The sequence below is a fragment of the Terrabacter sp. Soil810 genome, assembly GCF_001429645.1.
Classification (GTDB): Bacteria; Actinomycetota; Actinomycetes; order Actinomycetales; family Dermatophilaceae; genus Terrabacter.
Window position 1 is genome coordinate 1,311,869 of sequence record NZ_LMSW01000011.1, and the last position, 15,297, is coordinate 1,327,165.

At 72.2% G+C, this 15,297-nt stretch carries 13 protein-coding genes; 10 read left to right on the plus strand and 3 right to left on the minus strand.

All coding sequences use genetic code 11. From position 1 onward, the window contains the following. The first annotated feature begins 381 nt into the window (after nt 1–381). The 6 genes from ASG96_RS11980 to ASG96_RS12005 are packed head-to-tail and all read left to right on the plus strand — an operon-like array spanning nt 382 to nt 5,612. Nucleotides 382–1,401 (plus strand): MoxR family ATPase, encoded by a 1,020-nt coding sequence (locus tag ASG96_RS11980; protein ID WP_162260214.1) that lies wholly within the window; start codon nt 382–384, stop codon nt 1,399–1,401. Nucleotides 1,402–1,426: 25 nt separating this feature from the next. Further along, nucleotides 1,427–2,314 (plus strand): DUF58 domain-containing protein, encoded by an 888-nt coding sequence (locus ASG96_RS11985; RefSeq protein ID WP_057588038.1) that lies wholly within the window; start codon nt 1,427–1,429, stop codon nt 2,312–2,314. Then, nucleotides 2,301–2,783, plus strand: coding sequence for a hypothetical protein (locus ASG96_RS11990; protein ID WP_057588039.1), 483 nt, complete (start codon nt 2,301–2,303; stop codon nt 2,781–2,783). Before ASG96_RS11985 ends, ASG96_RS11990 begins: the two co-directional genes overlap by 14 nt. Beyond that, nucleotides 2,774–3,763: a VWA domain-containing protein gene (locus ASG96_RS11995; RefSeq protein WP_057588040.1), complete on the plus strand. Its 990-nt coding sequence runs from the start codon at nt 2,774–2,776 to the stop codon at nt 3,761–3,763. Before ASG96_RS11990 ends, ASG96_RS11995 begins: the two co-directional genes overlap by 10 nt. Further along, nucleotides 3,760–4,770, plus strand: coding sequence for a VWA domain-containing protein (locus ASG96_RS12000; protein ID WP_162262037.1), 1,011 nt, complete (start codon nt 3,760–3,762; stop codon nt 4,768–4,770). Before ASG96_RS11995 ends, ASG96_RS12000 begins: the two co-directional genes overlap by 4 nt. Then, entirely contained in the window at nt 4,767–5,612 is an 846-nt protein-coding gene (locus tag ASG96_RS12005; RefSeq protein WP_057588042.1) for a tetratricopeptide repeat protein, read from the plus strand. Before ASG96_RS12000 ends, ASG96_RS12005 begins: the two co-directional genes overlap by 4 nt. A gap of 22 nt (nt 5,613–5,634) precedes the next feature. On the opposite strand, the gene ASG96_RS12010 is transcribed toward ASG96_RS12005, so the two are convergent. The 3 genes from ASG96_RS12010 to ASG96_RS12020 are packed head-to-tail and all read right to left on the minus strand — an operon-like array spanning nt 5,635 to nt 9,958. Next, on the minus strand, nt 5,635–6,759 hold the full coding sequence (locus ASG96_RS12010; protein WP_056758007.1) for a sucrase ferredoxin: 1,125 nt from the start codon (nt 6,757–6,759) through the stop codon (nt 5,635–5,637). Next, on the minus strand, nt 6,756–9,281 hold the full coding sequence (locus ASG96_RS12015; protein ID WP_057588043.1) for a DNA topoisomerase (ATP-hydrolyzing) subunit A: 2,526 nt from the start codon (nt 9,279–9,281) through the stop codon (nt 6,756–6,758). The genes ASG96_RS12010 and ASG96_RS12015 overlap by 4 nt, the downstream gene beginning before the upstream one ends. Before the next feature lie 56 nt (nt 9,282–9,337). After that, nucleotides 9,338–9,958, minus strand: coding sequence for a nitroreductase family protein (locus tag ASG96_RS12020; RefSeq protein WP_056757998.1), 621 nt, complete (start codon nt 9,956–9,958; stop codon nt 9,338–9,340). 55 nt (nt 9,959–10,013) lie between these two features. Here ASG96_RS12020 and ASG96_RS12025 point away from each other — a divergent pair, with 55 nt between their 5' ends. The 4 genes from ASG96_RS12025 to ASG96_RS12040 are packed head-to-tail and all read left to right on the plus strand — an operon-like array spanning nt 10,014 to nt 15,248. Then, nucleotides 10,014–12,713 (plus strand): bifunctional GNAT family N-acetyltransferase/acetate--CoA ligase family protein, encoded by a 2,700-nt coding sequence (locus ASG96_RS12025; protein WP_082591747.1) that lies wholly within the window; start codon nt 10,014–10,016, stop codon nt 12,711–12,713. 60 nt (nt 12,714–12,773) lie between these two features. Further along, on the plus strand, nt 12,774–13,373 hold the full coding sequence (locus ASG96_RS12030; protein WP_056757996.1) for a DUF5998 family protein: 600 nt from the start codon (nt 12,774–12,776) through the stop codon (nt 13,371–13,373). A 10-nt stretch (nt 13,374–13,383) separates the two neighbouring features. After that, complete coding sequence (locus tag ASG96_RS12035; RefSeq protein ID WP_057588421.1) at nt 13,384–14,544, plus strand: alkaline phosphatase family protein; 1,161 nt, start codon at nt 13,384–13,386, stop codon at nt 14,542–14,544. A gap of 11 nt (nt 14,545–14,555) precedes the next feature. Next, nucleotides 14,556–15,248 (plus strand): thymidine kinase, encoded by a 693-nt coding sequence (locus ASG96_RS12040; RefSeq protein ID WP_057588044.1) that lies wholly within the window; start codon nt 14,556–14,558, stop codon nt 15,246–15,248. Nucleotides 15,249–15,297: the final 49 nt, after the last annotated feature.

A 15,297-nucleotide genomic window follows, 5' to 3' on the forward strand; every position in this document is an offset into this window, starting at 1 on the left:
GTGACGGGACCACCCGCGCGGCACAGCCAGCCGTGCTTACGATGTGTCCCTGCCGGCGCGACTCCCTCCGCCGGTACGCGTCGAGCAAGGGAATCGATGGTGGGCAACGTCAACGCCGAGGAGTCGGTCGCCGGCGAACACTCCGGCACGCGCGAGGATCCGGGCGCCCGGCCCGACGCGCCCCGTGCCGTCCCGACGGACGGGGTCGACGGCCATACCTTCACCGTCGCGCTCCCCGGCCCCGCCGCCGAGTCCGCCGAGTCCGCCGAGTCCGCCGAGTCCGCCCCCTTCGCGGTCCCGGACGACGCCGTGGTCCCTGACGAGCCGGACCAGCTCTCCGGCTCTCCGGCGGCGCCGGACGAGGACGTCGCCGTCGCCGGCATCGACACGGCCCCCGACCGCACCGCCCCGGCCCCGGCGCGCTACCTGACGCCGGACGAGCTGCACTGGGCCGGTGAGACCATCGAGGCCATCTCGACCGCGTTCGCCTCGAAGGTCGTCGGCCAGGCGCGGTTGCAGGAGACCCTGCTCATCGCCCTGCTGACGGGTGGCCACGTGCTCCTCGAGAGCGTCCCGGGCCTGGCCAAGACGACCGCGGCCCAGACGATCGCGCAGGCCGTGGGCGGGAAGTTCCACCGCATCCAGTGCACCCCCGACCTGCTGCCCAGCGACATCGTCGGCACGCAGGTCTACAACCAGCACTCCGGCACGTTCGAGACCCAGCTCGGTCCCGTGCACGCCAACTTCGTCCTGCTCGACGAGATCAACCGCAGCAGCGCCAAGACGCAGTCGGCCATGCTCGAGGCGATGCAGGAGCGCCAGACCTCGATCGGCGACAAGAGCTACGCCCTGCCCGACCCCTTCCTCGTCCTCGCGACCCAGAACCCCATCGAGCAGGAGGGCACCTACCCGCTGCCCGAGGCACAGATGGACCGCTTCATGCTCAAGGACGTCCTCGACTACCCGTCGCCGGCCGAGGAGGCGGAGGTGCTGCGGCGCATCGACTCCGGCATCTTCCTCACCGCCTCCGAGCCGGTCGTGTCCGTCGCCGACGTCAAGCGGCTGCAGGCGCTCGTGGGCCGGGTCTACATTGACCCCGCCATCATCAACTACGTCGTCGGCATCGGCTACGTCACGCGGCACCCGCGCGACTACATCGAGCCGCGCCTCGCCGGCTACGTCGACTTCGGGGCGAGCCCGCGGGCGAGCATCGCCTTCACGAGCGCCGCCCGCGCGCGTGCGCTCGTCGACGGCCGCAACCACGTCGTCCCCGACGACGTCAAGGCGCTGACGCACCGGGTGCTGCGGCACCGCGTCACGCTCGGCTTCGAGGCCGCGGCCGACGAGGTGGCCGTCGAGAGCATCATCGACGCGATGGTCAACGGGATCCGCACGCCCTGACCAGGGCACCGGACGAGGACTCGACATGACGACGACGCTGCTGACGAGGGTGAAGAGCAAGCTCTTCGTCCACGCGCGCCGCAAGTCACGCAGCCTGCTCGAGGGGGAGTACGCCTCCGTCTTCCACGGCCGCAGCCTCGACTACGACGACCTGCGCGACTACGTCCCGGGTGACGAGGTGCGCGACATCGACTGGCGCGCCACGGCCCGCAACCAGTCGCCCCTCGTCAAGCGCTACGTCGCGAGCCGCAAGCAGAACCTCATGCTCGTCGTCGACACCGGTCGCGGGATGGCGGCCACGACCCGCAGCGGAGAGCCGAAGAAGTCCGTGGCCATCGCGACGGCCGGTCTCGTCGGCTACCTCGCTCAGCGTCACGGCGACCTCGTCGGGCTCGTGCGCGGCACCGCCGGCTCGACCGTCGCGCACGACCTGCGTGGCTCCGAGGCGCACCTCGAGCTGCTCCTGCGCGCCGTCGACGCCGCGACCGTCCTCGACGGCGACCAGAGCAACCTCGCGACGCAGCTGCGCTGGATCGTGCGCAACGTCCGCCGCCGTCTCGTGCTGCTCGTCGTCGCCGACGACAAGGAGCTCGACCCGGCGCTCGACGAGCTGCTGCGCCGGCTCCACGTCCAGCACGAGATCCTCTGGGTCACGGTCGAGGACGCCGACCCGACCGCCATCGACGGCGACCGGACGGCATACGACGTCGCCGACACCTACACCCTGCCGACGTTGGTCCGGCTCGACCCTCGGGTGCGGGCCGCGTACGCCGCCTCCGTCGCCGACCGGGTGCGGCGCACGTCCGAGCTGCTCGACCGGCGCGGCATCAACCACGCCCGCCTCGGATCGTCCGACGAGGTCGTCGCGACGGTCTTCGCCCTGCTCGAGAGGCAGCGCCGTGCTCGCCGCTGACGCGCCGCCGCCGGGCTTCTACGCCCCCGACCCGTACGCCGCGAAGTGGCTCTGGATCGGCGTCGGCGCCCTGGCCCTCGTCGCTGCCTGGTACGTCTGGGTGTGGTGGTCGACCCGGGAGAAGAAGGTCGTGGTGCCGCCGCGCGTCACCCCGGACCGGCTGAGCCGGCTTCGCGCCGACTACACGAGACAGATCGACCTCGTGCTCGACCGTGCGGCAGTGGGGGAGATCAGCCAGCGCCGCGCCCACCAGCAGCTCAGCGTGCTCGTGCGCCACTTCGTCCAGGAGGTGTCGGGCATCCACGCGCCGACGATGACGCTCACCGAGCTCAACGCGCGGGGATCACGCATGACGCCCGTCTCCGAGGTCGTCGGCACGCTCTACCCGGGTGAGTTCGGCCCGCGTGAGACGGCCACCCTCGTCGGGGCCGGCACCGTCGCCAAGCAGGTGGTGGCGCGATGGAGCTGAACGGTCTGGACCTCAAGTGGCCGGGGGTGCTCGGCCTCGGCACGCTCCTCGCCGCCCTGCTCGCGTATGCCGTCTACCGCCTGATGTCCCGCCGCCAGGCCCGCGCGTCGGCGGCGGTCGCCAACTCGACCGCGCTGACCGAGCTGCCGGAGTACCGCCGGGCCCTTCGCCGGCACCGGATCCGGATGGCGGTGCTCGCCTCGAGCGCCCTGCTCCTCGGCGGGGCAGCCCTGGTCGGGGCGGCCCGCCCTCTGGACACGACCGTCGACAAGCCGCAGACCCGCAGTCGCGACATCATGCTGTGTCTCGACATCTCCGGCTCGATGGCCGCCTACGACGCGACGCTCGTGTCGACCTTCAAGACGCTCGTCTCGAGCTTCGAGGGCGAGCGCATCGGTCTCGTCATCTTCAACTCCTCGGCCGCGACGGTCTTCCCGCTCACCGACGACTACGACTTCATCAACGGCGAGCTCGACTCGGCGGGGCGGGCGCTGAGCGGCGACCCGGAGTACGACTCCTTCTTCGCGGGCACCTTCAACGGGCGGGGCACCTCGCTCATCGGTGACGGTCTCGCGACGTGCGTCTCGAGCTTCGACAAGGTCGACCTCCAGCGCGCCCGCTCGGTCGTCTTCGCCACCGACAACCATCTCGCCGGCCGACCGATCATCGACGTCGACCAGGCCGGTGAGCTGGCCAAGGCCAAGGGGGTGCGCGTCTACGGTCTCAACCCCGAGGAGGACGGGGCCGACGAGGAGGCGGTGCGGATGCGCGACATCGTCGCCGGCACCGGGGGGCGGTACTTCCCGATGAGCGACCAGGCTGCCATCACGGGCATCGTCGACGCGGTCCAGGCCCAGGAGGCGACGCTCATCGACGCCGCCTCTCGCTCGCTCTACTCCGACAACCCGACGCTGCCGATCGCGCTCGCCGGGATCGGGCTCATCGGCGTCATCGGGGCGAGCCGGAGGTGGGCCTCGTGAGCCTCCTGCCCGTCGCGCCGTGGCCCGTGCTGCTCGTCCTCGCCGTGGGGGCGCTGGCTGCCGTGTGGTGGAACCCGTCGTCGCGCTCGGTGCCGGGGGAGTCACGGGCGACGCACTGGCGCCTCACGGCCGCCGTGGTGCTCCTCGGGGTCGCCGCGCTGCGCCCCGCCGTTCCCGGCGAACAGGTCGACACCACGGCCGCGAACCTCAACGTGTACTTCGTCGTCGACACGACGAGCAGCATCATCGCCGAGGACTACGGCGACGGCCGTCCGCGCATCGAGGGCGTCTCCGCCGACATCTCCGCGATCGCGGAGGCGCTGCCGGGCGCACGCTACTCCGTCGTGACGTTCGACCAGGCGGCGCGGGTGCGGCTTCCCCTGACGACCGACACCACGGCACTCGACGCGGCCGTCGAGACCCTCCTGCCCGAGTCCTACGAGGTGTCCAAGGGCACGTCCGTGACCGAGGCCGGCGCCCGCCTCAAGACACTGCTCCAACAGGCCGACGCCCGCACCCCCGAGCGCGGCCGCGTCGTCTTCTACCTCGGCGACGGCGAGCAGACCGCGCAGGAGCCCCCGGCCCCGTTCGACATCGACAAGCGGCTCATCAACGGCGGGGCGGTCCTCGGCTACGGCACGACCGAGGGTGGTCGGATGAAGGCCACACGGTCCCGCTTCGACGCGACCCGCGACTACATCAAGGACCCCGCCACGGGTGAGGACGCCCGCTCGGTCGTCAGCGAGGACACCCTGCGCACCATCGGCGACCAGCTCGGTCTCACCTACCTGCACCGCGAGGCGGGCGACGCCATCGGCCCCGCCGTGGACGGCATCGACCTCGAGCGCTTCGGCACGAGCGAGCAGATCGAGAAGCAGAAGGTCATCGCCCGCCGAGAGCTCTACTGGCCGCTGCTCCTCGGGGTGGCCGGCATCGCGGCGTGGGAGGTCGGCGCCGGCATCACGGCGCTCGTGCAGACCCGCCGCCGGAGGGAGACCCGCCCATGACGCTCCTCGACGACAGGCCGGCGCGCGCCGACGACGCCGCGGAGACGGGCGTACGCGGCCGCTTCCGACTGCGCCGGCGTGCCCGACGCCCCCTCCCGCCGCACCTGCGCCGGCGACGCCGGCGGCTCCTGCTGGCGTCTGCTCCCGTCGTCGTCCTGCTCCTCCTCGTGGCGGCCCGGCTCGTCTCGCTCAACCTCGTGCACGCGCAGACGCTCGCCGCCTACGAGGCCGGCGACAAGCCCAACACGCTGACCTGGGGTGAGCGCCAGGGGTGGGTCAACGTCGTCGAGTCGTTCCGGTCGCCGTTCGCGATCGGAGACGCCCACGTCCTCTCCGGCCACTTCGAGCTCGCCCGTCCGTGGTTCGAGCAGGCCTTCGAGCAGGTCCCGAAGGGCGGGATCGACGACTGCAAGGTGCGCGTCAACCTCGGCCTGACCTACGAGGCCCTCGGCGACGCTGCGAAGGCGCGCGAGCGCACCGACGAGTGGAAGCAGTACTACGACAAGGGCATCACCATCACCAAGGAACGCCCGCCGCTCTGCGACGCACCCGAGGGGGGCCAGACCGGCGAGCAGCTCCAGCAGGCACAGCAGCGGATGGAGGAGAAGAACTCCGAGGCGCCGCAGGACCAGCAACCGCCGGACGACCCCCAGCAGCAGCCCGGTCCGAACCAGCCGTCCGCTCCCACGCCCGACCCGGGCAACACGCCCAGCCAGGAGGAGCAGGACTACCTCCAGGAGCAGCAGCGCCAGAACACCATCGAGCGCAACGAGCAGCAGCAGCAGGGCACCGACGACACGGTGCCCGGCGACGGTTCGCAGGGCGTCCCCAAGCCCTGGTGAGCAGACCCGTCGTGGTGCCGGGCTAGAACCACGCCTCGAGGATCGTCGCCCGGTGCTCGAGCACCTCGATCGCCTTCTTGCCGCACGACTCGGGGCGCGTGCGCCCCGCGGGTTCGCGCGTGACGCGGACCTGCCAGCGGCGCCCGTCGGCGTGGGTGACGATGACGTCCCACCCGCCGTCGACCACCTCGGGCGCGTCGGCCCAGAGGGCGGCCAGCAGGGTCTCGCCCGTCTCCGCGCGCACGTGCGACTCGGCACACTGTGACGGACCGGTCACCCCGGACCGACCCCGGTCGTGGAGCGGGCCGAGCAGCTCGGCGGGCAGGTGCCCGGTCTCGCTCGCACCGAGCAGCCACTCAGAGGCACGGTCGTCGAGACGTGCGAAGGTCTGCCCCCACGGCAGGAGGACGGCGGTCGGCGCGAAACGGTGACCGCCGGTGTGCGACACCTCCCACGCACGGCCGGGAGCGATCCTCGCGGCGTGAGCGGCGAGCGGTCGCCCGCGCACGGCGCAGCAGACGTCGCGACGCCCGTTGGTGCACACGAGCAGGGCCGGTGCAGCGGGTCGTGAGCCCAGGAGCGAGGCCTGCACCAGCGCACGGCTGCCGCGGGCGAGCGCACCCCAGTCGAGGCCGAGCAGGTCGCCGACGTGGTCGACCTCGGCCGTGAGCAGCCAGGCGTCCTCCGGCCGGGCCCCGGCGTGGGCGACGAGGACGTGACGGGGGCCATCGTGGGCTGGGTGGCCACCCGGGCGCCGGACGAGCATGAAGCGCCCGCCCGCCCGGCTGGTGCGCCCGTCGAGCTCGGCCCCGAGGTCGCGGTCGAGGTGCGACTCGCGGGCGGCATCTCGCCCCCAGGGTCCGGGCTGCTCGACGATGACGAAGAAGCGGGCGGTCGCGGCCGTGCCGTAGGCGCTCGTGCCGTCGTGGTCCCACTGCACCGAGCACGCGTCGGACGCCGGGGTGCCGTAGCCGGTCGTCGCGGGGTGCTCGTCGTGCTCGGGCTCGTGGTGCTGTGCCTCGGCGCCGGCCGGGACGGGAACGGCCGCGGACAGGGCGTCGACGACGGACGTCACCGTCGCCGAGGCAGCCGCGCCGGCGGCAGCGGCGGCCCGTCGGGCGGCCTTTCCTCCCGACGACCGGCTCATGAACCGGCCCCGTCGTCCCCGGCGTCGGGTGCGGCGACGTCAGCGCCGTCCGTCGATGTCTCCGCCTCCGGGTCGGCCGGAGGAGCGGCGACGTGTGCGATGACCGCGGTCGTCGGGACGCCCGAGCCGTCACGTCGGCCGTCGGCCGCGGGCAGCTCGACGGCGACACCGTTGGCTGCCGCCGCGCGAGCCGGGGTGTTGCCTGCGAAGGCGAGCACGAGCGTGTCCTCTCCCTTGAGGAAACGGTGGCAGCGCACGCCCCCGGTGGCGCGCCCCTTCGGGGGGTACTCGGCATACGGCGTCACCTTGAGCGACCCGCCCTCGGTGCCGGGCAGCGCGCCCGACGAGCCCGACGACGTCACGACGACGCCCTCGCGGGCCGGGTCGGCGACACCGAAGAACGCCACCCGGGCGCCCGCGGCGAGCTTGATGCCGGCCATGCCGCCGGCGCTGCGTCCCTGGGGCCGCACGGTGCGGGCCGGGAAGCGCAGCAGCTGCGCGTCGGTGGTGACGAAGACGAGGTCGAGGTCCTCGCGGGCGGCCACGGCGGCGCCGACGACGCGGTCACCGTCCTTGAGGCTGATGACGTCCCAGTCGTTGCTCCTGGGCGCCTCGGAGGTGACCCGCTTGACGACACCGGCGGCCGTGCCGACGGCGAAGACGGGTGCGTCGGGACCGATGGGCACGATGGTCACCGGCTCCTCGCCCTTGCCGAGGTCGACGTACGCCGCCAGGGGCGCACCACCCGAGAGGCTGGGGGCGCCGTTGGTCGGCGGGAGCGTCGGCAGGTCGAGAGCCGAGAGACGCACCATCCGGCCGGCGCTCGTCACGAGCCCGAACTCCCCTCGGGCGGTCGTGCGGACCGCACCGATGACGACGTCGTGCTTCGAGCGCGAGCCCTCGGCCGTGACGGGCTCGGCCGTCCCGGTGCGCGCCAGCAGTCCCGTCGAGCTCAGGAGCACCCAGCACGGGTCGTCGGCGATCTCGAGCGGCGAGGCCGCCGTCGCCGTCGCGCTGGCGCCCGAGCTCTCGAGGAGCACCGTGCGACGCGGGGTGCCGTGCGCCTTGGCGACGTCGGCGAGCTCGGTCGACACGAGCTTGAGCAGCAGCTTCTCGTTGTCGAGCAGCGCTCGCAGCTCCTCGATGGCGCGTTCGAGCTCGGCCTTCTCGTTCTCGAGCTCGAGGCGCGAGAACTTCGTGAGGCGGCGCAGCTGGAGGTCGAGGATGTAGGTCGCCTGGGCCTCGGACAGGTCGAAGACGTCCATGAGCCGCGCCCGGGCCGTGGCCGCGTCGTCGGAGCTGCGGATGACCTGGATGACCTCGTCGATGTCGACGATGGCGATGAGCAGGCCCTCGACGAGGTGCAGCCGCTCCTCGCGCTTGGCCAGGCGGTGGGCGGTGCGGCGGCGCACGACGTCGGTGCGGAAGTCGACGTAGACCTTGAGCAGGTCCTTGAGGCCCATGGTGCGTGGCTGGCCCTCGACGAGCGCGACGTTGTTGATGCCGAAGTTCTCCTCCATCGGCGTCAGCTTGTAGAGCTGCTCGAGGACGGCGTCGGGGTTGAAGCCGTTCTTGATCTCGATGACGAGACGCAGGCCGTGCTGGCGGTCGGAGAGGTCCTTGAGGTCGGCGATGCCCTGCAGCTTCTTGCCCTGGACGAGGTCCTTGACCTTGTCGATGACCTTCTCGGGGCCGACGAGGTAGGGCAGCTCGGTGACGACGATGCCCTTGCGGCGGGCGGTGATCGACTCGATGCGAGCCGTCGCACGGGTCCTGAAGCTGCCGCGGCCGGTGAGGTAGGCGTCACGGATGCCCTCGAGCCCGACGATCTTGCCGCCGCAGGGCAGGTCGGGCCCCGGGACGAACTTCATGAGGTCCTCGAGCGAGCACGTCGGGTTGGCGATGAGGTGCCGCGCGGCGCCGATCACCTCGACGAGGTTGTGCGGGGGCATGTTCGTCGCCATGCCGACGGCGATGCCCGCCGCGCCGTTGACGAGGAGGTTGGGGTACGCCGCGGGCATGACACCGGGCTGGAGCTGGGTGTCGTCGTAGTTCGGGACGAAGTCGACGGTGTCCTCGTCGAGGCCCGCGACCATGAGGAGGGCGGCGTTCGCCATCCGTGCCTCGGTGTAACGAGCCGCCGCCGGGCCGTCGTCGAGCGAGCCGAAGTTGCCGTGGCCGTCGACGAGGGGCAGGCGCAGGGTGAAGGGCTGGGCCATGCGCACGAGGGCGTCGTAGATCGCCTGGTCGCCGTGCGGGTGGTACTTGCCCATGACCTCGCCGACGACGCGCTGGCTCTTGACGTGGCCGCGGTCGGGGCGCAGCCCGAGCTCGTTGGCCCCGTAGAGGATCCGTCGCTGGACGGGCTTGAGGCCGTCCCGGGCGTCGGGCAGGGCCCGGCTGTAGATGACGCTGTAGGAGTACTCGAGGAAGGCGTTCTGCATCTCCTCCTCGACGTCGATGCCGACGATCTTCTCCTCGAAGTCCTCCGGTGGAGGCGGGGGGGTCTTTCCACGGGCCATGCCGGGTGGTGCTCCTTGCCGCTAGCGGGTGAACACCCCATCTTCGCGCAGGGTGGTCACGCCTCCTCACCTGCCACGCCGAAACGGCCCCAGTGGGACACCTCGCGGCCGTTGCGCCGGTGCCGACGCAGGCTGGGGCTCCTGGGTCCCGGGACGGCATACCCGATTGACACGACGCCCACGATGCTCCGGCTGGGCGGGATGTCGAAGGCCTCGCGGACGGTGTCGTGGCGCTCCGGGGGCACCCCGAAGAAGAGGCTGCCGAGCCCCTCGTCGGTGGCGGTCAGCAGGATGAGCAGCGACGCCATGCCCGTGTCGACGTCCCAGTAGGGCACCGGCCAGTGGGCCTCGTCGCGGTCGGTCCAGCCCTTGTCGGGCGCCGCATAGCGGTCGAGGTAGGCGTCCTTGTGCGACAGGCACAGCACGAGCACCGGAGCGGCCCGTATGCCGTCGAGCCAGGGGTCGCTCGCCTCGCCGGGGTCCGTCGTGGCCTCCCAGAAGGCGTCGCGCTCGGCCGGCGTGGTGAGCACGAGGAAGTCCCAGCCCTGGCTGAAGCCGGCGCTGGGGGAGCGCACCGCGTTGGCCAGGCACCGCTCGACGACCTCCCGGGGGACCGCCCGGTCGGGGTCATAGCGGCGGACCATGCGTCGGGAGCGGACGACCTCGGTGAACTCCATGCGACCACACTGCCATCTCCTGAGGTCGTGCAGCCCGACGTGACACGATGACCTCATGGAGGGTGGCGAGCTCAGCGACGACACCGGTGCGATCGAGCGGGTCTCGGCGCAGGCCACGGGTGCCCCCGTCGAGTGGGAGGCCGACGTCGTCCTCCGGGACGGCACCGTGGCGCACGTCCGGCCGATCACGCCCGACGACGCCGACGGCATCCGCCACTTCCACAGCCTCCAGTCGGAGGAGTCGATCTACCTGCGGTTCTTCGCGCCGCTGCGCGAGCTGAGCGCCCGCGACCTCCACCGGTTCACGCACGTCGACCACCACGACCGGGTCGCCCTCGTCGCGACCCTCGACGGCGAGATCATCGGCATCGGCCGCTACGACCGCATCGACCCGACGTCGGCGGAGGTCGCCTTCAACATCTCGGACCACTACCAGGGCAAGGGCATCGGGTCGGTCATGCTCGAGCACCTGGCCGCCATCGCACAGGAGATGGGGATCAACCGGTTCGTCGCCGAGGTGCTGCCGCAGAACCGCAAGATGCTCACCGTCTTCAAGGAGGCGGGCTACGAGGTCACGCACCACATCGAGGACGGCGTCGTCGAGGTCTCCTTCGACATCTCGCCGACCGAGCAGAGCAAGGCCGTCCAGCTCTCGCGCGAGCACCGCGCCGAGTCGCGGAGCATGCACACGATCCTCTTCCCCGAGCGCGTCGCGATCATCGGCGCCAGCCGGCGTGAGGAGTCGATCGGCGCGCTGGTCATGCGCAACATCCTCGCCGCGGGCTACCGGGGCGAGCTCTACCCGATCCACCGGGTGGCCGACCGGATCCAGGGGCTCACGGCCTACCCGAGCATCCACGACGTGCCCGAGCCCGTCGACCTCGCCGTCGTCGTGGTCCCCGCGGCGCAGGCCATCGACGTCGTCAAGGACTGCGGCAAGGCCGGGGTCAAGGCGCTGCTCGTGCTGTCCGCTGGGTTCGCCGAGGCCGGTGAGGAAGGGATCCGCTTGCAGGAGAAGCTCCGTCGTCGGGTGCGTCGCGCCGGCATGCGTGTCGTCGGCCCCAACAGCTTCGGCCTCATCAACAACGACCCCTCGGTGCGCCTCAACGCCACGCTCGCCTCTGTCATCCCCGAGTCGGGTCGTCTCGGGCTCTTCGCCCAGAGCGGCGCGCTCGGCGTCGCGGTGCTCGCCTCGGCGGCGCGACGGGGCCTCGGCATCTCGGTGTTCGCGTCGGCCGGCAACCGGGTCGACGTCTCGGGCAACGACCTCATGCAGTACTGGATCGACGACCAGGAGACCGACACGGTCGGGCTCTACCTCGAGTCGATGGGCAACCCACGCAAGTTCTCGCGCATCGCCCGGGCGCTCGCGGCGGTCAAGCCGGTCGTCGTGGTCAGCTCCGGGGTGTCGAGCTTCGCCGCCCCTCCCGGGCACCGCACGAGGGTGACCAACGTGCCGCCCCAGGCGTTCGACGCCCTGCTGCGCCAGGCCGGCGTCATCCGCGTCGAGAACGTCCACCAGCTCTTCGACGTCGCCCAGCTGACGCTCCACCAACCGCTGCCGAAGGGCGACCGTGTCGCCATCGTCGGCAACTCCGACGCCCTCGGTGCGCTCAGCGCGAGTGCCTGCGTCAGCTGGGGGCTCAAGGTGACGCACGGACCGGTCTCGCTGCCGCCGCAGGCGTCGGCCGAGGAGTTCGCCGCGGCCCTGGACGCCGCCTTCGCCGACCCGGAGGTCGACAGCGTCGTCGCGGCCTTCATCCCACCTCTCGTGACGCAGGACGAGGAGGTGCACATGGCGGTGCGCACCATCGTTGCCGATCACGAGAAGCCGTGTGTCGCAACGTTCCTCGGCATGCGTGGTGTGGGTGACGGCCTCGCCTACGAGCAGCACGGCGTGCGGCGCTCCGTGCCGGCGTACTCCATGCCCGAGGACGGCATCCGCGCGCTCAACGCCGTCACCCGCTATGCCCTGTGGCGCCAGCGCGACCGCGGCACCCAGGTCGCCCCGGTGGGCATCGACCGGGTGCGCGCCGAGTCGCTCCTCGACGGCTACCTCGCGGGCAGTCCCGAGGGTCGCGCGCTGACGCGCGACGAGGCGCGAGAGCTGCTCGGCGCCTACGGCATACGCGTCTGGTCGGCCGTGGAGGTCTCGGGCGTCGACGCCGCGGTGGCCGCCGCCGAGGAGCTGACCTACCCCGTCATCCTCAAGTCGACGTCGCCGGTGGTGCGCCACCAGCCCGGACTCGTCGGCGTCCGCGGCGACCTCGTCGACGCCGAGGCCGTCCGCGACGCCCACACGTCGTTGACGCAGCGTCTCGGGCCCCTGGGGGCCGACCGGTTCGTCGTGCAGCGCATGGCGGTCCCCGGGGTGTCCTGCGTCATCCGCGCGAGCGAGGACCCGCTCTTCGGCCCGGTCGTCAGCTTCTCCGTCGCCGGCCCACCCACCGAGCTGCTCGGCGACGTCGCCCACCGCATCCCGCCGCTCACCGACGTCGACGTCACCGACCTCATCGACGGCGTCAAGGCGGCGCCGCTGCTCAGCGGCCACCGCGGCGCCGCGCCGGTGCACCGGGCGGCGCTCGCCGACCTCATCGCGCGGCTGTCGGTGCTCGCCGACGACCACCCCGAGCTCTCGTCGGTCGAGCTCAACCCGGTCAACGCGTGGACCGGTGGTGTCGACGTGCTCGGCGCAGAGGTCGTCGTGCGGCCGCCCCTCGTGCGCAAGGACCCCGGTCGCCGTCGGATGACCTGACGGCGCGGGCGTGTGGACCGCTCGGAGGGGTCATGCCGGCGCGGGTGCAAGGATGGGGGCATGCGACGCGTCACCCCGGGCACCGGCCGAGCCCTACCCGAAGACCTCACCGAGGCGATCACCCGAGCCGGCTACTACCCCTCGCTCGTCTGTGACGTCGTCGAGTCGGCGATCGCCGACGACGAGGTCGTCTCGCACCTCGTGCACCAGGAGACGACCTTCGACCACGAGACGGTGCGTCGCCACGTCACCGTGCTCGTCGTCACGCCGCTCCGGCTCGTCATCGCCCACGCCGACGACCACGCCGAGTCCGAGGACAAGCTCATGGCGACGGCCACGACCGAGACGGTGCCCCTCGCCGCGGTCCGTGGCGTCATGCTGACGCACGTCGTGGCGCAGCCCGACACCTTCGCCCCCGGCACGCACGGGCGGGACCTCACGCTGACCCTCGGGTGGGGCGCCGTGAGCCGGCTCGACATGATCCCGGCGCAGTGTGGCGATCCCGACTGCACGGCCGACCACGGCTTCGAGGGCACGATCGCCTCCGACGACATCTCGCTGCGCATCAGCTCGGCCGCCGACGGCGAGGACGCCGTGGGTCGCGCGATGAGCTTCGCCCGGGTGCTCTCCGCGAGCATCGGTGGCGGCACGGCCCGCTGACGCCGGCGCCGTGGCCGACCACGTGACCGCTCACGCCCCGACCCCGACCGACTGGTCGGCGGGCACCTTGGCATCCGTGCTGCCGTCGGTCGCCGACCGCCTCGGGGTGCAGCGGTATGCCGGCCGTGACGTCTTCGACCTGCCCGCGGTCCCGCGCACCGTTGTCGTGCTCGTCGACGGGCTCGGCCACGACCTGCTGCGCCAGCGCAGCGGCCACGCGCCCTTCCTCCGCAGCCACCTGGGCACCGCGCACCGGGTGCCGTGCGGCTTCCCGACGACGACCGCGACCTCGATGGGGACCTTCGGCACCGGACTGCCGCCGGGCTCGCACGGGCTCGTCGGCATGCAGGTGCTCGACCCGGCCACCGACCGGCTGCTCAACGAGCTGTCGTGGGAGGACGGGCCCGACCCGCGCGCCTGGCAGCCCAACGAGACGGTCTTCGAGGCCGCCGAGAACGCCGGTGTCCCGGTGACGATGGTGGGGCCTCACTACTTCGACGGTTCGGGCCTGACCACCGCCGCCCTGCGCGGCGGACGGTTCCGGGCCGCACGCACGCTCGACGACCGCGTGGCCGCCGCCGTGTCTGCAGTGCGGGCCACACCGCGCGCCCTCGTCTACCTCTACTGGGGCGACGTCGACAAGGTCGGCCACGTCCACGGCTGCCAGTCGTGGCAGTGGGGTGACGAGGTCGAGTCGGTCGACGCCGCCCTGCGCCAGCTCGCCGCTCGCGTCCCCGACGACACGTCGATCGTCGTCACGGCGGACCACGGCATGGTCGACGTCCCCTTCCATTACCGCATCGACCTCGTGCACGAGCCGGGCCTCATGGCGGGCGTGCGCCACCTCGGCGGGGAGCCGCGCAACCTGCAGCTCTACGCCGAGGCCGGTGCCGCCCCGGACGTCGAGGCTGCCTGGACGGCGCGCCTCGGCGACCGCGCACGGATCCTGACGCGCGAGCGGGCCGTCGACGAGGGCTGGTTCGGCCCAGTGCGGGCCGGCGTCGAGGGCCGCATCGGTGACCTCCTCGTCGTGACGGAGGGCTCCTTCGCGGTCGTGCACTCGGGGCTCATGCGCCGCGAGGTGGTCGCTCTGCTCGGCCTGCACGGCTCGACGAGCGATGCGGAACTCGCCGTGCCGGTGGTCGTGGTGCCACCCCGCCGGGGCGCCTAGGGTGGTGCCTCGTGGCTGAGCTCGTCTTCTTCTCCGGGACCATGGACTGCGGCAAGTCGACCCTCGCCCTCCAGATGGACCACAACCACGGCGCGCGGGGTCGCGTGGGCCTCATCTTCACCAAGATGGACCGTGCCGGCACCAACGTGCTCAGCTCCCGACTCGGTCTGTCCACGGGTGCGCTCGAGGTCCGCGACGACCTCGACTTCTGGGAGGCGATCGTCGACAGGGCCACGGCCGGCACGCGCATCGACTACCTCATCTGCGACGAGGCGCAGTTCTACACCTCTGACCAGGTGGAGCAGCTCGCGCGGATCGTCGACGAGATGGACGTCGACGTCTTCGCCTTCGGCATCACCGCGGACTTCCGCACCGAGCTCTTCCCCGGGAGCAAGCGGCTCATCGAGCTCGCCGACCGCGTGCAGGTGCTCCAGGTCGAGGCGCTCTGCTGGTGCGGCCGTCGGGCGACGACCAACGCGCGGGTCATGGACGGGGTCATGGTCGTCGAGGGTGAGCAGGTCGTCGTCGGCGACACGAAGCCCGGCACGACCGGCCTCGTCGAGTACGAGGTGCTCTGCCGCCGCCACTACATGCGCCGGATGACGTCGCACGCGGCGCGTGCCGCGGCCATCTCGCCCGAGGTGCTGCCGTTCGACCTCGACGTGTGCCCGCTGCCGCCGCTGCCGATCACCCAGGCCGACTGAGCCGCCGCGCCGTCTACCGAGGGCGTATGCCGTCCGGCGGGCTCGGAGG